The organism is Streptomyces coeruleofuscus, from assembly GCF_039532725.1.
Classification (GTDB): Bacteria; Actinomycetota; Actinomycetes; order Streptomycetales; family Streptomycetaceae; genus Streptomyces; species Streptomyces coeruleofuscus.
Window position 1 is genome coordinate 137,462 of sequence record NZ_BAAASE010000015.1, and the last position, 19,093, is coordinate 156,554.

Sequence of the window (19,093 nt, forward strand, 5' to 3'; positions counted from 1 at the left end):
TATCCGGCGTCGCAGGGTGGGAACCGGCCAAGGGGGGCCGGGCGTTCCCCGGAGGGGACGAGCGAGCGCTGGGGGTCGCCATGTCGGGTGTCGGAGCCGGTTGGTCACGCGGCGACCGTGCGATGGCCGCGGGCAAGCTGGTGCTGGCCTGGATCGCGCTGCTGTGGCTGCTGGAAGTGGTGGACGTGGTGAGCGGCCACGCGCTGGACGGCCTCGGCGTCACCCCGCGCACCCCGTCCGAGCTGGCCGATGTCGTCCCGTCGGCCTTCATCCACTTCGGTTTCGCCCATCTGGCCGCGAACACGGTGCCGCTGCTGGTCCTCGGCTTCCTCGCCGCGCTGGCGGGGCTGCGCCGTTTCCTGCTGGTCTGCGCGCTGATCGTGCTCGTCGACGGCCTGGGCGTCTGGCTCATAGCCCCGGCCCACACCAACACCGCGGGCGCCTCCGGCCTGATCTTCGGCCTGTTCGGCTTCCTGCTGGTCAGCGGTTTCGTCGAGCGCCGCCCCTGGGGAGTCCTGGTCGGCATCCTGATCGCGGCGATCTGGGGCGGCTCCATCCTGGCGGGCCTCGCCCCCACCCAGACGGGCGTCAGCTGGCAGGGCCACCTGCTGGGCCTGCTGGCGGGCGTGGCGGCGGCGTTCGTGTTCCGCCGCCGGGCCACGCCGCCGGCGCTCACACCGTGAGGCCACGCACCAGCAGATCCAGCAGCGCGCACACGAACAGGGCAATGCCGATGAAGCCGTTGACGCTGAAGAACGCCCTGTTGACCCGGGACAGGTCGTGGGGGCGGACGATGGTGTGCTCGTAGAGGAACGCGGCGGCGACGATCAGGAGGCCCAGCCAGAAGAACGCGCCGGCGTCGGTGGCCAGGGCGTACCAGACGAACAGGGCCGTCGTGAGGGTGTGGCAGACCCGGGCGCCCCAGATCGCCGCCGGGATGCCGAAGCGGGCCGGGACGGACATGACGCCGATCTCGCGGTCCGTCTCGACGTCCTGGCAGGCGTAGATCAGGTCGAAGCCGCCGATCCAGATGCCGACGGCGAGACCGAGGATCACCGCGTCCCAGGACCAGGACCCCGTGACCGCCAGCCAGCCGCCGACCGGGCCCATCGCCTGCGCGAGGCCCAGGATGGCCTGCGGGAAGTTCGTGAACCGCTTGCCGTACGGGTAGACCACCATCGGGATCACCGCGATGGGCGCCAGCGCCAGGCACAGCGGGTTGAGCAGGGCCGCCGCGCCGAGGAAGACGACGAGGGCGATCAGGGCCCCCGTCCACGCGTGCCGGACCGACATCGCGCCGGTCACCAGTTCGCGGTGCGCCGTGCGCGGGTTCCGCGCGTCGATCTCGCGGTCGATGATCCGGTTGACCGCCATCGCGAAGGTGCGCAGGCCGACCATGCAGACGGTGACCAGCAGCAGCCGGCCCCAGTGGACGTTCTTGTCCCACTGGTACATCGCCGTGAGCGTGGCGATGTAGGCGAAGGGCAGCGCGAAGACCGAGTGCTCGATCATCACCAGCCGGAGGAAGGCCTTCGTGCGTCCCGGCTGGGGGATCGCGGCGGATGCGGAGGTCACAGGCCGTACTCCTTCCAGCGGCGGTCCACCTTCGCCGCGGTCTCCGGATCGGACTCCACCATGTCGGGCCAGCCGCCGTCGCGCGTGTAGCCCTCCTCGGGCCACTTCTTCGTCGCGTCGATACCGGCCTTGCCGCCCCAGAACTGCTGGTAAGAGGCGTGGTCGAGGTGGTCGACGGGTCCCTCGACGACGCTGAGGTCGCGGGCGTAGTCCGTGTTGCCGAGCGCCCGCCAGGCGACCTCGTGCAGGTCGTGGACGTCGCAGTCGGAGTCGACGACCACGATGAGCTTGGTCAGCGACATCATGTGCGCGCCCCAGACGGCGTGCATGACCTTCTGCGCGTGCTTCGGGTACTTCTTGTCGATCGAGACGATCGCGCAGTTGTGGAAGCCGCCCGCCTCCGGCAGGTGGTAGTCCACGATGTCCGGCACGATGATCTTCAGCAGCGGCAGGAAGAAGCGTTCCGTCGCACGACCGAGCGGTCCGTCCTCCGTGGGAGGCCTGCCTACGACGATCGACTGAAGCAGCGGCCGCTTCCGCATCGTCACGCAGTCGATCTTCAGGGCGGGGAAGGGCTCCTGCGGGGTGTAGAAGCCGGTGTGGTCGCCGAAGGGGCCCTCCGGCAGCATCTCGCCCGGCTCCAGCCAGCCCTCGATGACGACCTCGGCCTGCGCGGGCACCTGGAGCGGCACGGTCTTGCAGTCGACCATCTCGATCCGCTTGCCCGCGAGGAACCCGGCGAACAGGTACTCGTCGATGTCGCCGGGCAGCGGGGCCGTGGAGGCGTACGTGACGGCGGGCGGGCACCCGAAGGCGATGGCGACGGGCAGCCGCTCCCCGCGCCTGGCCGCCACCTGGTAGTGGTTCCGGCTGTCCTTGTGGATCTGCCAGTGCATGCCGATCGTGCGCTTGTCGTGGCGCTGGAGGCGGTACAGCCCGAGGTTGCGGATGCCCGTCTCCGGGTCCTTGGTGTGCGTGAGCCCCAGGTTGAAGAAGGAGCCGCCGTCCTTCGGCCACGTGAACAGGGCGGGCAGCTGCTCCAGGTCCACGTCGTCCCCGGTGAGGACGACCTCCTGCACCGGACCGTCCTTCACCTTCTTCGGCGGGACGTGCGTCATCGCGCCGAGCTTCCCGAAGGCCTCGCGCACGCCGACGAACCCGTGCGGCAGCTCGGGCTTCAGCAGCCCGCCGATCCGCTCCGAGATCTCGGCGTACGACTTCAGGCCCAGCGCCTTCAGCAGGCGCCGGTCCGTGCCGTACACGTTCATCGCGAGCGGCATGCCCGACCCGCGTACGTTCTCGAAGAGCAGCGCGGGACCGCCGGCCTTCTGCACCCGGTCGACGATCTCCCCGACCTCCAGATACGGGTCCACCTCGGCCTTGATGCGCTTGAGGTCGCCCTCGCGCTCCAGAGCCCTGAGCAGCGAGCGAAGATCGTCGTAAGCCATGCGGTCCAGTATCCCCGAGCGGCTACCCTGGCCCTGAACCGCCCACCGCTTTGCTGAGAGGCCGCGCATGCTCCGGGTACTGATGTTCCTCGTGCCGCTGGCGCTGAGCGTGTACGCGTTCATCGACTGCATCAGCACGAAGGACGACGACATCCGTCACATGCCCAAGCCGCTGTGGGCGATCCTCGTGCTGCTGTTTCCGCTCGTCGGCTCGATCTCCTGGCTCATCGCCGGGAAGAAGCGGAGCGCGGTCGCCGGCGGCGGCCGTCCCCGTCCCCGGCAGTGGGTCGCGCCCGACGACAACCCCGACTTCCTGAAGTCCCTGGACGAGGAGAAGCGGGACGACGATCCCAAGCGGGACGAGTCCTGAGCGACGCCGGCGTCCAGCCCGGCCGAACAGCCCCCTGGGCCAAGGTCTTCGGAGCGTTCGTCCTCGCCCTGATCACGGCAATCGTCGCCGCCTACGGCATCGGCGCCTACCGCGAGGCGGAGAGGGAACGCTCCGCCTTCGAGGCCACCCGTGAAGACGCTCGACGCTTCGCGGACACCCTCTCCCGGAGCGTCACCGGTCGGGCCATCGATCGGCGGGACGCGCAGCAGGCCTTGAACAAGGCGGTGGCGAAGGAACACGGCCTGCTCCTCTCTGTGACCCCTACCAGGGACGGCACGCGCGTCATCGTGCAACTCAGCCGCTTCTACCGGCGCTCTCTGCCCCTCTTCGGCCCGGCCGACACCGTGACCCGCCGCTGCTTCGCCATCGACTTCGACAGTTCGGCCCAGCACACGCGGATCACTTCGCAAACGACTTGCTCTCGGGCAACGCATGGTCGTCAATAGTGATCAGACAGTTACGGCTGTCACTCAGAACCCGTCGGCCCTCAGAAGGACTTCATGGAGACCCAGCAGCCGCCTGGGCAGTGGGACGTCCCGCCGCCGCCCGCCACTCCGCCCCAGGCCATGACCGACATCGAACTGCGCGTCAGCAAGCGGCTGTTATGGGTCGGCGGCGCGGCCTATCCGCTGCGGAACATCGCGCGGGTGTACACCTTCACCCTCCACCCGAGACGCAAGGAGGCGGTCATCCGCTTCCTGACACGCACCGTGATCACCCTTGCCGTGGCCATCGGTCTGTCGATCATCGGCAGCGTGACCTTCCTCGCGAGCGAGTCCACGGGCAGCGGACTGCTCACCTTCGTGTGGCTCGGCTCCGGCGCGGCGCTGATCTACTTCCTCGTGGACATGCTCTCCGTCGTCACCGCCCAGTCGCACTACGTCCTCGCCATCGAGACGGCCGGCCCCTCCACCGCGGTGGTGACCAGCCGGAACCCGCAGCACCTGGACCAGCTCGTGGGCTACGTCGCCGGCGCGCTGGAGAACCCGGAGACCGAGTTCCATGTGACGGTCGAGCGTCTCACCATCAGCTCGCCCAACAACTACTACTTCGGCGACAGCGTGAACATGTACGGCGGCAACGGCAACGTGGGGATGGCGAAATGAGCGGCAACAACTACTACTACGGCGACAACGTCAGCATGCACGGCGGCAGCGGCAACACGGGCATCGTGAAGAACGGGGCGACCGGCGACGCCATGGATCCCACCCTGCGGCTGGCCATCGCCGAACTGCTCCAGGGTGTCCGCGAGTTGCGCGAGCAGCTTCCGCAGCCCAGCGCGCAGCTCATCGACGAGTCCCTGCCGGTGCTGTCGGCTGAAGCCGCGCCTCCCGAGGAACGGCACCGTGCGCTGATGGCTGTCGCCGCGATCGCCGCGGCCGTCGGGGCCGTGGGCCAGCCGGTGGCGGAGGCGGCCAACCGGATCCTCCAGATGCTGAGCGGGCAGTAGTTCAGCGCACGCCGGAGAGGAAAGCGGACCAGGCGGACCGGGTGACGAGCAGGACCGGTCCGTCAGGGGTTTTGCTGTCGCGGATGGGGACGGCGCCGGGGGTATCGGGGGCTATTTCGATGCAGTTGCCGCCGTTGCCGTCGCTGTAGCTGCTCTTGACCCAGGTCACAGTGCCGAGCTCGTTCCGGTCCATAGTGCTCGTACCTCTCCATCGCCTCGTGGATCAGAGCGGCGGACTGGGGAGCTGACAGGGCGTCCGCCCTGAGCACATCATAGAACTGGTTATAGCGCTCGTAGATGGCCGGATCGTTGGTGAAGTGGCCGCGGTTGAGGGACTCCGAATAGAGCCACTGGCGCCCTTCGGGCAGGGTGATCAGGGACATGGAGCCACTGGGGCGGACGATTTCGAGGGGGCCTGCGGGCGCGACCTGGATGCGGATGTTGGGGCGCTGCGCGACGCTCAGCAAGTGCGCGCACTGGTCCCGCATGACAGTCGGCCCACCGACCACGTTGCGCAGGCAGCTCTCGTCAAGGACGACGATGTACAGCGGACCGCCATCGGCGAGGAAGCGCTGCTGTCGGCTCATCCTGGCTCGGACGCGCTCCTCCAGCTCCACCCCGCTCACGTAGCGCGAGGCGAGCGTCCGGGCGTAGTCCGACGTCTGCAACAAGCCCGGGATGACCCGCTCCTGGTACTCCCGCAAAGTGACGGCCACCTCATCCATCTCAGCCCGCCGTCGAAACCAGTCAGGATGCTCCACCTGCGGATACCAGTCGATCCGCCCCCACAACCGCAGCAACACCCCACCCGTGCCAAGAAGTTCGTCGCACTTCTTCGCGAAAGCCTCCTGCGGAACCCTCGTGCCCGCCTCCACCCGCGCCACGTGCGACCGGTCGCACGGGATCTGCCTCGCCAGGCCCTCCTGCGTGAGCAGCGCCGCCTCGCGGAAATGCCGCAGCACCTCGCCGAACACGGCCGCCGTGCTCGCCCCCGACTCCGCCCCGCCGTTCCGTCGGCTCACGGCCTCCCCCTCCGTGACAGTGCACCGGTGTCACACGCCAAGCATTGAACCGGACTGTTCCCCTGCGCAACGCTCGATACACCCAGAGTTACGGAGGTGCACGGGATGGAACCGGGAACGCTCGTCTACGACCCTGCGACGGGCAAGGTCGGCGAGTATCAGGACAACACCGGCCCGTATGTGATGCTGCGCCCGGTCGGCGGCGGCCGGGAGTGGCAGGCGGACCCGGCGCGGATCCGGGTGGCCACCCTGGAGGAACGGCTCAGCGCGGGCGTACGCGCGGCCAACGCCCGTTCCAGGGAAGGGCTGTCGCCCGATCCGAACCGGCCCCCCGTACCCGTGCCCGGGTGCGCGGTGTGCGAGGAGCTGGCCGTCCGCCGGGACCAGGCACGGGCCGCGTTCGACGGGAGTGCCGTGACGGACGCGAACGTGCTGCTGCGCCAGCACCAGCGCAAGGAGCACGGTGGGGAACCGGCGGGGCGCCGGATCTTCCGGTACGTCCCGTACTCGATCGTGCAGGACGCGTCGGCCCTCCCGGAGTACCAGGCGTACTGCGTCTCGGGAGAGGACGAGGACTGCGGGGCGAGCTCGGGCCCGCGCCCGTCCCCGGCCGAGGTGGAGGAGTGGCAGCGCAGGCACACCCAGGAGACGCGGCACCTGCGCTACCGCCGCAGCTTCGCCGACTACGCGGTGCTGGAGAGGCAGGGCTGACGGGGCACGACGCCGCCGAGGAAGCGGGCGAACCCGAGAGCCCGGCGCAGGTCACCCTGCCAGAAACCCGCCTGTCCGAGAGGCCCGCACGGCCGCCACCTCCCGCGGGGTCCCCTCGGCCACCACCCGGCCCCCGCCGGCCCCGCCGACCGGCCCGAGGTCGATCAGCCAGTCCGACGCCCGCATGACGTCGACGTTGTGCTCGATGGTGATGACGGAGTGCCCCGCGGCCACCAGCCGCTGGAGCACGTCCAACAGCCGTGCCGAGTCCGCCGCGTGCAGGCCGGTCGTCGGCTCGTCGAGGACGTAGAGCGTGCGGTCGGCCGCCCGGCGTCCCAGTTCCTTCGCGAGTTTCAGGCGTTGCGCCTCACCTCCGGACAGCGTGGGCGCGGGCTGGCCCAGCGGGAGGTAGCCGAGGCCGACGTCCGCCATGCGCCGCAACCGGCCGGCCACGGCGGGCACGTCCCGGAACACCCCGAGCGCCTCGTCCACCGTCGCCTCCAGCACCTCCGCGATGTCGTGCCCCTGGTACCGCACCGCCAGCACCTCCGGCCGGAAGCGGCGGCCCCGGCACCCCGGGCAGCGCACCTCCACGGCCGGGAGGAAGTGCATGCGTACCGTGAGCACGCCCGCGCCCTCACAGCGTTCGCAGCGTCCGCCCGGCACGTTGAAGGAGAACCGGCCCGCCGTCAGGCGTCCTTCGCTGCTCGCGGCGAAGACCTCGCGGATCGGTGTGAAGACGTCCGAGTACGTCGCCGCGTTGGAGCGCGGGACGCGGCTGATCGGCTCCTGGTCGATGAGGACCACCTTGGACAGGTGCTCCCAGCCGTCGATGCCGTCGTGTTCGGCGGGGAGTTCCCCCGCCCCGTGGAAGTGGCGGCGGGCGGCGCGGCCCAGGATGTCCAGCATCAGCGTCGACTTGCCCGAGCCGGACGGGCCCGTGACCGTCACCAGGCGGTTCAGCGGGATCCGTACGGTCACGTCCTTGAGATTGTGGGCCCGGGCCCCGCGGATCACGACCGCCGTGCCGTTGCCGCCGCGGTCACGGGACTCGGGGGCGGGCAGCCGGCCCGACAGATACGCGCCGGTCACCGAGCCTTCGGCCCGGCCCACCTCCTGCGGCGTCCCGGCCGCCACGATCCGTCCGCCGTCCCGGCCCGCCCCCGGGCCGACGTCCACCACGTGGTCCGCCGCCCGCAGCACGTCCAGGTCGTGCTCGACGACCAGCACGGTGTTGCCCAGGTCGCGCAGGCGGCGCAGGACGCCGATCAGGCGGGCGGTGTCCGAGGGGTGCAGGCCGATGGTCGGCTCGTCGAGGACGTAGAGCACGCCGGTCAGGCCGGAGCCGAGCAGGGCGGCCAGCCGCAGCCGCTGGGTCTCCCCGGCGGAGAGGCTCGGCGTGGACTGCTCCAGGCTGAGGTAGCCGACCCCGACGTCCACCAGGCGCCGTACCCGCTCCTCCAGGTCGGCGACGACCGGCTCCACGAGCAGCCACTCGTCCCCGGCCGAACGTTCCTTCAGGGCGGCCAGCCAGCCGTCGAGTTCGGTGAGCGGCAGCCGTGCCGCCTCGACGATCGTCAGTCCGTGCACGGTCACCGCCCGGCTCTCCGGCCGCAGCCGGGTGCCCTCGCACTCCCCGCAGGGCTGCTTCACCAGGCCCTGTTTCTCGGCCCGTTCGCGGTACTCGGGGTCGTCGGCCCGCTCGGTGTACCGCCGCAGCAGCGCGGTGGCGACCCCTTCGAAGCGGCCCGCCGCCACGGTCGTCGGCGCCTCGATCTCCGGGAAGTGCCGCCGGAACTCCGGGCTTTCGACGCCGTGCACCAGCAGGTCCCGCTGCGGATCGCCCAGTTCGTCGACCGGGAGGTCCGGGTCGAAGGTGAAGCCGTAGTGGCGGGCGGCGGCCCGCAGCGCGGTGAGGTTCCACTCGGTGAGCTTCGGGTTCCAGCCCCGTACCGCGCCCTGGGCCAGTGAGCGGGAGCCGTCGACCAGGCGCCGCACGTCGGGCCGGATCACCTCGCCCAGGCCGGTGCAGGACGGGCAGGCGCCCGCGGGCTTGTTGAAGGAGAACGAGCCCATCACCAGTTCGGGCACGAGGGTGCCGCAGTGCGGGCAGGGGGTCTGCTCCCCCTCGGCGTCGTCGTCGGCCGTGGTGCCGGCCTCCGCCTCGTTGGCGTACGACGGCGGGATGCTCTTGCCGCACCCGGGGCAGGGACGGGTCCCGATCCGCGACCACAGCAGCCGCAGGTACGTGAACACCTCGGTGACCGTGCCGACCGTGGAGCGCGGGCTGCGGTTGGTGAGGTGCTGGTCGACGCTGATGGACGGGGACAGACCGCTGATCGAGTCGACGGCGGGTTTGCTCACGAAGCCGGTGACCATGCCCAGCGACTCCAGGTACTGCCGCTGGCCCTCCCGGTGGAGGGTGTCGAATGCGAGCGTGGACTTGCCGGAGCCGGACAGGCCGGTCAGGACGACCAGCTTGTTCTTCGGGAGGGAGAGGGAGACGTTCCTGAGGTTGTGGAGGCGGGCGCCGGTGACACGGATACTGTTGTCCATTCCTTCAAGTCTTCCATTGAAGTGCGGTGTTGAGACTTTCCAGGCATCAGCGGTGGTTCTCCTGCCGTAACCTTCAATTCGATGACCAACGAACGCCGTCTCCGCCCCGTCGACCTCGCCCGGCTGGCCGGTGTCTCGACGCAGCAGATCCGCAACTACGAGGACGCCGGGGTGCTGCCGCCCGCCGCGCGGACCGCGTCCGGCTACCGCGTCTTCGGAGACGTGCACCGCGCCGCGCTGCTGGCGTACCGGGCCCTGATGCGGGGGTACGGGCCGGTGAAGGCGACGGAGATCATGCGGTCCCTGCACGACGGGGACGTCCCGGGCGCGCTCGCGCTGGTCGACGCCGCGCACGCCGCCCTGCACGAGGAGCGGGTCTCCCTGCGGGCCGCGAGCGAGGCCCTGGAGCTGCTGGCGCTGGAGCCGCCCGCGCTGCCACGGTCCGGCGGGCTGCGCATCGGGGAGGTGGCCGCACTGCTGGGCGTACGGACGTCCGCGCTGCGGGTGTGGGAAGGGGCCGGGCTGCTCACGCCGGGGCGCGAGCGCGGCACGGGGTACCGGGTCTACGAGCCCGCCGATGTGCGCGACGCCCGGCTCGTGCACACGCTGCGCCGCAGTCACTATCTCTTCGACCAGATCCGTCCGGTGCTGGAGGGCCTGAGGCGGGAGGGCAGCAGCGAGGCGCTGCGGGCGGCCGTCGCGGCGCGCGGGGAGGCGCTGACGGCTCGGAGCAGGGCCATGACCGGGGGCGCGGCCGCCCTCCACGCCTATCTGGAGGTCAGCGCGGGTGGGCCGGGACCATCAGCCAGGTGATGACGGCCACCCGGCGTCAACCGAGCGCACCGGCCAGGGCTCGCATCGCAGTTCGAGATGCCATCCGATCCATTGAAAAAACGCCGACACCGGGTGTCGCCGGTAGCGGGTTCGCCATTCCTTTGGTCGGGTCTATCCCACCTGCGAACGGAGACCCCCTGTGCGAATGACTGATATCCAGCGCTGCGAGGTCCGACCTGGGCGACTCTTCGAATGGACACTCAGTCCGGCGACTGTCGCAACGGCGAAGGCTTTGCCCGAGGACTCCAGGCCGCCGGCGTACATCCAGGAGTCGCACATCCGGACCGCGCGGTCCGTCCGGGAGGACGGACTGTTCGTGCCGACCTGGCTGGGCGCGGCGTTCGACATCCCGGGACGGGCCGACCTGGACGCGCTGGGCGAGGCGCTGCGCAGCTGGACGCTGCGGCACGAGACCCTGCGCAGCGGTTTCCGCTGGGCGGGTGGGCCCGGCGACTCGATCCGCCGCTTCACGCTGGACCCCTCCTCCGTGTCCCTGCACCGCGAGGACGTCGGCGACTTCGACGACGCGGCGGCCCTGGCCCAGCACCTCCAGGACCGCTTCGACACCACGGCGGACGCCCTGCGCTGGCCCAACCTCATCTACACGGCGGTCGTCCGGGACGACTGCACCAGCGTGTACATGGCCTTCGACCACAGCAACGTCGACGCCTACTCCATCCACCGCATCCCCGCCGAGATCCACGAGCTGTACGAGGCCGGGGTCGCGGGCCGTGCCGAGGGGCCGGAGCCGGTGAGCAGTTACGTCGACTTCTGCGAGGCCGAGCGGGCGGACGCCGACCGCATCGACGCGGACCACGACATCGTCGCCCGCTGGCGGGAGTTCATCCGGCGTTGCGGAGGACGGCTGCCGAGCTTCCCCGTGGACCTCGGCGTGGAGCCCGGGGGCGAACTGCCCACGCAGAAGTTCATGCGCGAGATGATGGTGGACGCGGATGCCGCCGCCGCGTTCGAGTCGTACTGCCGCCCGTACGGCGGGAGCCTGGTCGGCGTCCTCGCGGCCACCGCCCTGATCGTCCACGAGATCGGCGGCGAGCCCGTCTACCGCACGGTCGTGCCGTTCCACACGCGGGTGAAGTCCCAGTGGTCGCAGTCGGTCGGCTGGTACGTGGGCGGCGCCCCGATCGAGATCCCCATGTCCGAAGCCACCGACTTCCCGAGCGCCCTGCGCACCGTGCGCGCCGCCCTCCAGGCCAACCGCCGGCTGGCCCGCATCCCCCTCGCCCGTGTACTCCACCTCCTCGGCACCGACTTCCGCCCGACGTCCCCCGACCTGTACTCGATCGTCTCGTTCGTCGACACGCGCGGTATCCCCGGCTCCGAGAACTGGGCGGACCGCAAGGCGTACGGGCTGCTCAGGGTGTCCTACGGCGACCAGGTCTGCGCCTGGATCACCCGCCTCCACGAGGGCCTGTGGTTCGCCGGCCGCTACCCGGACACGGACATCGCACACAAGAACATGCGGCTGTACGCCGAGCGGCTGGGGGATCTGATCACCTCGGTCGCCGTCACGCCCTGAGCGTGGCCGGGCTGAGGCCGCTCATGGCTGCTCGCCGGGTCATTCATCGTCTCCGCCGTGCTGGACGCGCAGGAGCAGGAAACCGATGGCCGTCATGGTCCCGGCGAGCCCGCAGCCGAGCCAAAGGGTGTCGCTGCCGAAGCGGTCGTAGGTGTATCCGCCCGCAGCTGCGGCGAACGTGCCGCCCAGCGCCCAGGCGAGGGCTGTGACACCTTGGTAGCGGCCTTGGGAGGCCTTCCCCGCGAAGCGGGCGGTGAGTTCCATGCTGATGGGGCCGCTGATGATCTCGCCCGCTGTCCAGACGGTGACCGTGAGGGCGAGGAAGGCGGCAGAGGCCGCCCAGGCTGTCACGCCGAACCCCAGGCCGATCAGGGCCGCCCCGAGCGCGAGCATGACGAGCGGAGGGAAACGGGACAACAGGGGGCCCGCGGGCACCTGGAAGAGGCAGATCAGCAGGCCGTTCAGAGCGATGAGCACCCCGCAGGTGGCCGGGCTGAGGCCGATCTCCGACATGGCGACCGGCAAGGTGACCGTCATCTGCTGCAGGACAGCGCTGATCACGGCGAAGAGGGCAGCGCACAGCAAAAACGGCTTGTCGGCCAGAAGGCTTCGGAACCCTTCACCCCGGCCCGCGGTCGCCTCGCGTGATGTGCGGGCCGGTTCGGGGACTTTCCTGTACAGGATCAACGCGCACAGCGCGGTGGCGCCCGCGTCGGCCAGGAACAGCAGGCGGTAGCCGACCTCGGCCGCCACCCCGGCGAAGATGACCGAGACGGCGAAACCGAGGTTCATCGCCCAGTGGTTCAGGGAGAAGGCACGGACGCGGTCCCGCTCGGCCAGTATGTCGTTGATCAATGCGCTGGTGGCGGGACGGGATGTCGCGGCGAAGAACCCGATCAGGAAGGCCGATCCCACCAGGGCCTCGTCGCTCGTGCTGAGCCCCAGGGCCACGGTGGCGGTCGCCGTGGCGGCATGGGACACCAGCAACACACGACGGCGGCCTACGTGATCGGCGGCGGACCCGCCTGCCACGGAACCCGCCATGCCGCCCATGCCGACCACCGCCGCTGTCAACCCCGCGAACCCGACGGATCTGCCCTGGGAGGTGGTCAGGTACAGCGTCAAGAAGGGTACGACGAAGGTCCCCAGCCGATTGATCAGCGTGCTGCCCCAGAGCCACCAGAACGCCTCGGGCAACCCGCACAGCGCACGGGCCGAGGAGGCTTGGATCGAACGCGCCGACAGCATGGACCACCTCAGGCCGGACGATCGCCCAGACTGTCCAGCAGGTTTTTGACGTGCAGGGTTTGCGGGGCCTCGGATCCGACAATCTCAGAGACTTCGGGCAGCAGGTTCTCAAGGAGTCGCCGAGCCTGGGCAGTATCTCCCGTCCGGGCGGTCCAGAGGGCGAATTCGGCCCGACAGGACAGGAAGACGGGGTGCTCCGGAGGCAGGACCGCGGCGATGTCGACCAGCAGGTTACGCATCCTTTCGAGTGCGGTCTCCGGGTTTCCCAGTACCCCAGTCCAATGGGCGATCCGCTGCCGGACCGCGTATGGATACGAGTGTGCGGGCCCGAGGGCGCTATAGAGCCCGGGCAGCGCCTGCTCCAGTCGAACGACCGCGGTGGCGGGTTCTCCCGCCAGCGCGGTCCAGTGAGCGAGTTCGGCCTCAGTGATCGGGCGAAGCTTGTGTTCCGGCGGCGCGATCCGCTCGACGTCGCGCAACAACCGCTCACACATCTCACGGGCCTCCAAGACCCGCCCGCTCTGCCCGGTCCAGGAAACGATGTTCGCCCGGGTGTTGAGGGTGGCCAGGTCGTCGGGGCCGAGCAGCCGCTCCTGCCGGCTCAACAGCTCGAGATGACGGCTCACCGCCTCTTCTGCGAGTCCGGCAACAGCGGTCCAGTAGCTCATCAGACGGCGAGTTTCCAGACAATCCAGGTTGTCGGGGCCGAGCAACCGCTCCTGTGTCTCGAGAAGTGTGGCCATTTCCTGCATCGCCTGTCGGGGCCGCCCGGCCGTTCCCGTCCAGTCGGCAGCCAGCCTCGCGACGCCGAGCACCCGCAGGTCGTCCGGTCCTAGCAGGTGCTCCAGTTCCGTCCGCAGTTGACGAAGCAGACGCGCGGCCGACTGCGGGGCTCCGGCCAGGCCGATCCACTCCGCGAGATCGCGGCGGCCGGCATACACGGGGAAGGTCTCCGCACCGTGTGCGCGGACGAGTTCCTCCAAGAGGACTTCTCCACGCGAGACGGCGCCGTGCCAGTCACCGGCGGCGACGAGAGCCGCGAGTTCGGGGTCTTGGCTCGTAAGGGATGTCATAGGGGTGCCGTCGCCCGAGAAAAGCTGCCCCTCAGCAGGTGCCATCGGACCAACGCCGGGGCCCGGTTCCTCCGCCACCAGCCCGAAGTGGTGCATCAGCGGTGTCGCCGTCACGGCGAAAGCGCCCGCTCCCGGTGGAAGGCGAAGGGAACCGGAGAGGTCGGAGCGGAGGGCCGGGAAAGTACGTGTACCAGATGCGGGAGCCCGCAATGCCTCGCTGACAAGGCGCCCGGTGGCCAGGAGCTCACTCGACGGGACGGTCTCCAGCAAGAGGTCACGCAGGCCGGGGCGGAAGTCGTAACAGGCGAGGGCCGGGCGGGCGGGGTCGCGGCGCTGCCTCAGCAGCCCACCGAGCAGCACCTCCGCCAGGACTGCCGGGTCGCACCGGCCGAGGACGGCGCGCTGCACCGTACGCATGAGGCCGAGCGTAAGCGGGCGGATCGCCGCCAGGTGACCGGCCAGGCGGAAGGCCTCCGGGGAGGCCGCCCGGCGAAAGCCTTGGAGTCGGCCCCGCAGATCCGCGCGTTCACCGCCGCGCCGGACCGGTGCTGCGGCGTCCTGCGTGTTCCGATCTCGCCAGGAGTGGCGCCCGGCGAGGATCACCGGCAGCGTGGTGCGGGTTCCGTTCGCCACGAGTGCCGCCCACTCGACGAGCACCCTGGGGTGGATCTCCAGGACCGGCACCGGGATCCCTGTGGGTGCCGCGAGGCCAAGCGGCAGCCAGGGATCTTCGACGACGAGCGCGGTGTTCGCTGCACCCGGGCGGCGGCCACTGAGCACCTTCGGCTCCGGGCGCAGCGGAATGCCGGCCCACAGGCGACGAGGTAGGGGTTGCAGGATGGCAGTAGGGCAGTGTTCGGCGCACTGCGTCAGCAGTGGGTCGACATCGCCCAAGTGCCATCCCTCCCCGACGGCGTCGGACATGACGAGGATGGCTGTGCGGCGGTCGGCGGCGCACAGGGCCTTGGGGGTGACCCGCGGACTGCCAGGGCGGAAGGGAACACTGTGCAGGACCGGGCCGCCCGGTGTCCTGGTGTCAAGCCCGTAAGCACGGACCCTGCGGAAGGCTCCCGCGCGGTCGAGAACGGCTCGCAGCTCCCTGAAGGTCTCCTCCCACACACGCATTGACACTCCGTCGTCGACGACGAGAGCGACGTCCAGCCACTTTTCGTGTTTTGGCTTGAGGACCACGTCGAGGACGCCGGTCTCCGCGATGAGATCCACCGTGCGGGCGTCGTCGATCTCGTCGGAGCCCTCCGTGTGCACGGGACGTCCAAGGCGTTTCAGGGCGCGTCCGATGGCCAGACCGGCAGGCAGGGCCCGCCGGTCCGGAAGGTTCACTAGGTTTCCCGTCGTTCCGGGCACGCCGTCGCCGCCGTAGCCGAAAAGGTCGGTCCCCTCGCCTCCCGCACCGTGCGTCCGGCGACCGGGGAAGGCCGATGGTGAGTCGTCTGCGAAGACGTCGAGTCGACGGGGTGGTACGGCGCTGTCGGGCGGGTCCTCGGAGCCGAACCGGCCGTCGGAGGGGAGACGCATGGCGAGCCAGAGGATGTCCACCAGTTCCGCAGGTCCGAGGGACACGCCCGCCCGCGTCAGCACGTCGTGCAGCCGCTCGATGATGCCCGCACTGGCGTCCGTCATTCCGTGACCGGTCCCGCCTCCTCGAGCGGTCTGAACACGGCGGAAACCAGGCTTTCCCTGCTCATGTCCACGCCGGTGATCCGGAGATGGACAGCGTTGAGTAACTGGTCTGTCGCGAGGGCTGTTTGGTCTCGGTCCCGGCGGTCGAGAAAGGTTTCAATCAAATCCTCGGCCGCGCGCAGTCCGTCGTCGCCGAGGTGAGCGCGGACGATCTCCTTGAGCTGATCCTCCGTCGGCTCCCGCAGGTCCAGGCGTACACAACGCCTCAGGAAGGCGGCGGGGAAGTCCCTCTCTCCGTTGCTGGTCATCACCACCACGGGGAAGTCCTCACAGGCTACGACCCCCTGATGGACGGGCCGGCGTTCCCTGGTCCCGGTCAGCATGACGGGGATATCGGGACCGTCGTCCGGGAGACGGACGAGTTCGGGGATCTCGAAGGAGCCCTCCTCGAGCACCACCAGGAGGTCGTTGGGCAGGTCGATGTCGCCCTTGTCGATCTCGTCCACAAGAAGGACACGAGGTGCGCCGGGCCGGCTGACGGCGAGGGCTGTTCCCAGGGGGCCCAGCCTGATGTAGTCGCCGACGTCCGGTTCCGGGGAACTCATCTCGTGAGCACGGCCGGTGTCGCGCAACCGACCGATCGCGTCGTACCGGTAGAGCCCGTCGACCAGAGTGGTCCTGCTGTTCACGGGCCACGTGAGCAGATTGCCAAGACCGAGTTCCGAGGCGATGGACGCGGCGAGTGACGACTTGCCCGTGCCCGGCTTGCCCGTGACCAGGAGCGGGCGTCTCAAATGCAGCGCGGCATTGACGACGTCCGCCTCCTCAGCACCGATGCGGTACCTGAGGGCAGGCCGATCGGCCGCACCGACCCGCCTCGAGAACCTGCGCCAGGGAGGCGCGGGCGGCAGGGTGGGCGGCTGCTGCCCCACCTCGTTCGTGCCGCGGTAGAGCTGCCAACTGTCCATGTCCTGTGACATGCGGTGGATATCTCCTCACGTTCCGGCGGAAGCACGTCAAGGCGAGGGGTCGCTCAGCCGCAGGGCTTCTGGGAGATTGTCGGGTCCGTCCCACACTAAGGCCAGCCTTGTGCCGATGCTGCCGGGTTCGGCCGCAACTCTCGCTTCGTATACCCGTCTTGGCAGCTCGTTGGGCGCAGCCCCCTGTGCCAGTTCGATCAATGCCTGGCCGAGTTCCGTGCGCGTCGAGGGTCTGGCCCAGACCACCCCCGGGACCCCGACCGCCAGTGCGATCACGCGGAGTCTGACCAGTTCTGTGTCGGGGCTGATCAGGGCGACCGCGCACACGGGGCTGGCGGCGCCACGCTCCTGTATCACGGGGTCGTGCCGCTCCAGTAGTACCAACCTGCCCGACAACAGCGCCTGCCACCGGTACCGCAATTCGGACGCGAACGTCCTGCGGCGGAGTTCGGGGCAGCGCAGCACGCACAGGAAGTCCTTGCCGAGCACGGCTGGGAAGAGATCGTCCTCGTGGTAGATCCACTGGTCGAAGGGGAGGTCCAGTTCGTCAGGGGTCACGAAGCACTCGACCGTGGGCAGGGCACCGGGAGCGCTGTGCGGCGCGATGTCCTCCAGTAAGGTGCGCAGTTCGGCCAGAAGGCCGGTGAGTGGCACCGGCCGGTCCTGGGTCCGATGATGTGTCACCCCGCCGAGGGCGTCTGTGGCCCGCAGAACGTAGCTGAAAGCGTCGGAGTTCCCGGCCCGCCACAGCTGGACTTGCACCACTGGTGCGTCGATGGCGGCGTCGAGAGATTCGATGGCCTGCGCGCGGTGTTCCAGCAGGCTTTCGCTGACGTCCAGACGCCGTGCGACTGCATCGTTCCATGCACGCAGTGCGTGCTGGGTTTCCTCGGCTGTGGTGTGCGCGGCGGCGAACTCGACGAGCCGAAGCAGCCGGGGCACTCTGCCGCGACGGGATTGGTAGGCCTCCAGAACGGCGACGGCCTCGGGCCATTCCAGGCCGGTCAGTGAGGGACCGAGCTGCAACGCCCTGGCGGCCGCGTCCTGCGGGCCGGGCAGGGATGCGGAGTCGGAGTCGGGTTCCGTCCCGATGAGCAGCTCCAGCAGTTCCCGGTGTTCCAGGGCGGTGAGGAACTGGTCCGGGGCGGTGGACAGGGCGGTCCGCCGGACCCAGCGCCGATCGTCCTCGCTCACAGTGCGGGAGTGCACAAGCGCCAGCAGCGTGGGGATACCTCTGGGCCGAGAGAGCGCCATGCGAGCGATCCACTCGTGTGAGGCATCAGCTCCGGGCCCCTGGCCGGGGAGTCCCAGTTCCCGTACCAGCCGGTCCGCGCACTCGGCCCGGTCCGCAGGGGAGACGAGACAGGCGCGCAGGGGGCCGAGCAGTTGCAGGATCAGCGAGGTACGGCGGCGGTCGTCCCTGGCGGGGCGGGCAGACGCCGGCCAGGTTCCGTCGCCGCCGGCTTCGAACCGCGTGTGGACATCCCAGACGGGGACTGCGAAAGCGCGCTGTCCGCGTCGGCCCACCACCAACCCGACGACCTGCTGCAGTTCCCGATCCCACAGTGGAGATCCGCTGTATCCTCCGACGATCCCCTGCGCCGACGCGGGGCAGTCCAGCACGATCCAGTGGTCTGTGACGCCCTGCGCCGTGGCGGCTGCGATGGTGCTCGGCGCACCACTGCCGAACCAGACGTAGCTGACGGTGCCGACTCGGCAGCGGCCGATGTCCGGAGGCCGGACATCCGGTAATCGTGTGGCGCTCAGGACCGACAGCGATCGATCTTCCGAACAGACCGGCGCGTCCTCGATGCGTAGCAAGGCGAGGTCCCCTGCCCATTCGGCGTCACCGTCGCGCGCCGGCTGACCGTCGGGACGACCGGCGGGGAGCCAGCCCTCCAGCTTCGCTCGGAAACGGTGTTTCGCAAAGGCACCGGGCAGCGCTACGGACAGGGTCGCGAGAACGTCGTCCGGTCCGGCGGGCCGCTCCTGCGCCAAGGACGGACGACCCAGGATCTGGTTGACGACATGAGCACATGTCAGGACCAGGTCAGGCGCGATCAGAACACCTCCCCCGAACGCCCGGGGGTCCTGGTCCCGGTAGAGCGCGGCGTGCGCGACTTTCACAGCGTAGTCGGGGTCCTCCACGGGTGGCTGCTCCGCGTTACCCGGCCTCAAGCCGTGGCTTCCAGGTGGCCGAGACCGTGAAGGCCGCCTCGCCCAGGGTGTTCGTGATCCCCAGCTTGAGATCCTGCGACAGCCGGAAGCCGAGCTCGACCGACACCTCGTCCGGCGGATGAGCCGCGGACGACACGGCCTGTTGTACCGCGTCCAGGACCGAACCGAGCGGCTGCAGTACTTCGTTGAGCGCCCGACCGGCATACGCGACCACCCGCTCACCGCGCCCCACGGGTACCACGGCTTCCGTGCCCTCGGGCAGATCGGGAAGGTCCGGGTGATCAGGATGCCCCGGTTCGGCCGACTGGGGGCTGCGCACCTCCAGGAGAACGCCGGTTCCGTCGGTCAATGTCAGCTCGACCAAGTCTGGCATTCGTTCATCCTGACACAGAAAGTCACCGTCGGGTACCCGTGAGTGTTCAGCACGGATACGGGCGCGTGGTTACCCG

The 19,093-nt window shown here is 69.8% G+C and carries 17 protein-coding genes; 7 read left to right on the forward strand and 10 right to left on the reverse strand.

The features are described 5' to 3' along the window. Positions 1-80: 80 nt before the first annotated feature. The gene (locus ABFX81_RS38720; protein WP_086841272.1) at positions 81-683 is read left to right on the forward strand and encodes a rhomboid family intramembrane serine protease; all 603 of its coding nucleotides are present in this window, start codon (positions 81-83) and stop codon (positions 681-683) included. On the opposite strand, the gene mqnP is transcribed toward ABFX81_RS38720, so the two are convergent. Together mqnP and ABFX81_RS38730 are read right to left on the reverse strand one after the other, a co-directional pair. Beyond that, a complete protein-coding gene (gene mqnP, locus ABFX81_RS38725) occupies positions 673-1,575 on the reverse strand; it encodes a menaquinone biosynthesis prenyltransferase MqnP (RefSeq protein ID WP_086841274.1) in 903 nt (300 codons plus the stop codon). The two genes, ABFX81_RS38720 and mqnP, sit on opposite strands and share 11 nt — an antisense overlap. After that, the gene (locus tag ABFX81_RS38730; RefSeq protein WP_086841276.1) at positions 1,572-3,023 is read right to left on the reverse strand and encodes a menaquinone biosynthesis decarboxylase; all 1,452 of its coding nucleotides are present in this window, start codon (positions 3,021-3,023) and stop codon (positions 1,572-1,574) included. The genes mqnP and ABFX81_RS38730 overlap by 4 nt, the downstream gene beginning before the upstream one ends. Positions 3,024-3,090: 67 nt before the next feature. Between ABFX81_RS38730 and ABFX81_RS38735 the strand changes: the two genes are divergently transcribed. The 3 genes from ABFX81_RS38735 to ABFX81_RS38745 all read left to right on the forward strand — a co-directional run bounded on the left by ABFX81_RS38735 (position 3,091) and on the right by ABFX81_RS38745 (position 4,864). Continuing rightward, the gene (locus ABFX81_RS38735; protein ID WP_086841278.1) at positions 3,091-3,393 is read left to right on the forward strand and encodes a PLD nuclease N-terminal domain-containing protein; all 303 of its coding nucleotides are present in this window, start codon (positions 3,091-3,093) and stop codon (positions 3,391-3,393) included. 521 nt (positions 3,394-3,914) lie between these two features. Further along, positions 3,915-4,520, forward strand: a complete 606-nt coding sequence (locus ABFX81_RS38740; RefSeq protein ID WP_086841283.1) for a DUF6232 family protein — start codon at positions 3,915-3,917, stop codon at positions 4,518-4,520. Continuing rightward, a complete protein-coding gene (locus tag ABFX81_RS38745) occupies positions 4,517-4,864 on the forward strand; it encodes a hypothetical protein (protein ID WP_086841284.1) in 348 nt (115 codons plus the stop codon). Before ABFX81_RS38740 ends, ABFX81_RS38745 begins: the two co-directional genes overlap by 4 nt. A gap of 1 nt (position 4,865) precedes the next feature. Here the strand turns inward: ABFX81_RS38745 and ABFX81_RS38750 are convergent, their stop codons facing one another. Together ABFX81_RS38750 and ABFX81_RS38755 are read right to left on the reverse strand one after the other, a co-directional pair. Next, positions 4,866-4,979 (reverse strand): DUF397 domain-containing protein, encoded by a 114-nt coding sequence (locus ABFX81_RS38750; protein ID WP_346139409.1) that lies wholly within the window; start codon positions 4,977-4,979, stop codon positions 4,866-4,868. Next, the gene (locus tag ABFX81_RS38755) at positions 4,927-5,886 is read right to left on the reverse strand and encodes a Scr1 family TA system antitoxin-like transcriptional regulator (RefSeq protein WP_086841289.1); all 960 of its coding nucleotides are present in this window, start codon (positions 5,884-5,886) and stop codon (positions 4,927-4,929) included. Before ABFX81_RS38755 ends, ABFX81_RS38750 begins: the two co-directional genes overlap by 53 nt. 105 nt (positions 5,887-5,991) lie before the next feature. Here ABFX81_RS38755 and ABFX81_RS38760 point away from each other — a divergent pair, with 105 nt between their 5' ends. Continuing rightward, positions 5,992-6,597 carry a DUF7848 domain-containing protein gene (locus tag ABFX81_RS38760; RefSeq protein ID WP_086841290.1) on the forward strand — a complete coding sequence of 202 codons (606 nt, stop codon included), beginning with the start codon at positions 5,992-5,994 and terminating at the stop codon, positions 6,595-6,597. Between the two features lie 51 nt (positions 6,598-6,648). Here ABFX81_RS38760 and uvrA read toward each other — a convergent pair whose 3' ends face one another. After that, positions 6,649-9,153 (reverse strand): excinuclease ABC subunit UvrA, encoded by a 2,505-nt coding sequence (gene uvrA / locus ABFX81_RS38765; RefSeq protein WP_086841292.1) that lies wholly within the window; start codon positions 9,151-9,153, stop codon positions 6,649-6,651. Between the two features lie 81 nt (positions 9,154-9,234). On the opposite strand from uvrA, the gene ABFX81_RS38770 reads away from it, so the two are divergent. Further along, positions 9,235-9,966: a MerR family transcriptional regulator gene (locus ABFX81_RS38770; protein ID WP_086841294.1), complete on the forward strand. Its 732-nt coding sequence runs from the start codon at positions 9,235-9,237 to the stop codon at positions 9,964-9,966. A 160-nt stretch (positions 9,967-10,126) separates the two neighbouring features. After that, positions 10,127-11,524: a condensation domain-containing protein gene (locus ABFX81_RS38775; RefSeq protein WP_086841296.1), complete on the forward strand. Its 1,398-nt coding sequence runs from the start codon at positions 10,127-10,129 to the stop codon at positions 11,522-11,524. Between the two features lie 39 nt (positions 11,525-11,563). Here the strand turns inward: ABFX81_RS38775 and ABFX81_RS38780 are convergent, their stop codons facing one another. Genes ABFX81_RS38780 through ABFX81_RS38800 form a run of 5 tightly spaced genes read right to left on the reverse strand, consistent with a single transcriptional unit; the run spans position 11,564 to position 19,008 of the window. After that, positions 11,564-12,772, reverse strand: coding sequence for an MFS transporter (locus ABFX81_RS38780; protein ID WP_086841297.1), 1,209 nt, complete (start codon positions 12,770-12,772; stop codon positions 11,564-11,566). 8 nt (positions 12,773-12,780) lie between these two features. Continuing rightward, entirely contained in the window at positions 12,781-15,486 is a 2,706-nt protein-coding gene (locus ABFX81_RS38785; protein ID WP_346139395.1) for an SAV_2336 N-terminal domain-related protein, read from the reverse strand. Further along, positions 15,483-16,466 (reverse strand): AAA family ATPase, encoded by a 984-nt coding sequence (locus ABFX81_RS38790; RefSeq protein WP_086848363.1) that lies wholly within the window; start codon positions 16,464-16,466, stop codon positions 15,483-15,485. The genes ABFX81_RS38785 and ABFX81_RS38790 overlap by 4 nt, the downstream gene beginning before the upstream one ends. Positions 16,467-16,502: 36 nt before the next feature. Then, positions 16,503-18,614, reverse strand: a complete 2,112-nt coding sequence (locus ABFX81_RS38795) for a VMAP-C domain-containing protein (protein ID WP_346139396.1) — start codon at positions 18,612-18,614, stop codon at positions 16,503-16,505. A 16-nt stretch (positions 18,615-18,630) separates the two neighbouring features. Then, the gene (locus tag ABFX81_RS38800; protein ID WP_346139397.1) at positions 18,631-19,008 is read right to left on the reverse strand and encodes a CU044_2847 family protein; all 378 of its coding nucleotides are present in this window, start codon (positions 19,006-19,008) and stop codon (positions 18,631-18,633) included. Between the last annotated feature and the right edge of the window lie 85 nt (positions 19,009-19,093).

Bases quoted from the DNA above. Each gene is read 5' to 3' on its own strand.
- ABFX81_RS38720 (WP_086841272.1), top strand. From the start codon at position 81: ATGTCGGGTGTCGGAGCCGGTTGGTCACGCGGCGACCGTGCGATGGCC.
- ABFX81_RS38730 (WP_086841276.1), bottom strand. From the start codon at position 3,023: ATGGCTTACGACGATCTTCGCTCGCTGCTCAGGGCTCTGGAGCGCGAG.
- ABFX81_RS38735 (WP_086841278.1), top strand. From the start codon at position 3,091: ATGCTCCGGGTACTGATGTTCCTCGTGCCGCTGGCGCTGAGCGTGTAC.
- ABFX81_RS38740 (WP_086841283.1), top strand. From the start codon at position 3,915: ATGGAGACCCAGCAGCCGCCTGGGCAGTGGGACGTCCCGCCGCCGCCC.
- ABFX81_RS38745 (WP_086841284.1), top strand. From the start codon at position 4,517: ATGAGCGGCAACAACTACTACTACGGCGACAACGTCAGCATGCACGGC.
- ABFX81_RS38760 (WP_086841290.1), top strand. From the start codon at position 5,992: ATGGAACCGGGAACGCTCGTCTACGACCCTGCGACGGGCAAGGTCGGC.
- uvrA (WP_086841292.1), bottom strand. From the start codon at position 9,153: ATGGACAACAGTATCCGTGTCACCGGCGCCCGCCTCCACAACCTCAGG.
- ABFX81_RS38770 (WP_086841294.1), top strand. From the start codon at position 9,235: ATGACCAACGAACGCCGTCTCCGCCCCGTCGACCTCGCCCGGCTGGCC.
- ABFX81_RS38780 (WP_086841297.1), bottom strand. From the start codon at position 12,772: ATGCTGTCGGCGCGTTCGATCCAAGCCTCCTCGGCCCGTGCGCTGTGC.
- ABFX81_RS38785 (WP_346139395.1), bottom strand. From the start codon at position 15,486: ATGACGGACGCCAGTGCGGGCATCATCGAGCGGCTGCACGACGTGCTG.
- ABFX81_RS38790 (WP_086848363.1), bottom strand. From the start codon at position 16,466: ATGTCACAGGACATGGACAGTTGGCAGCTCTACCGCGGCACGAACGAG.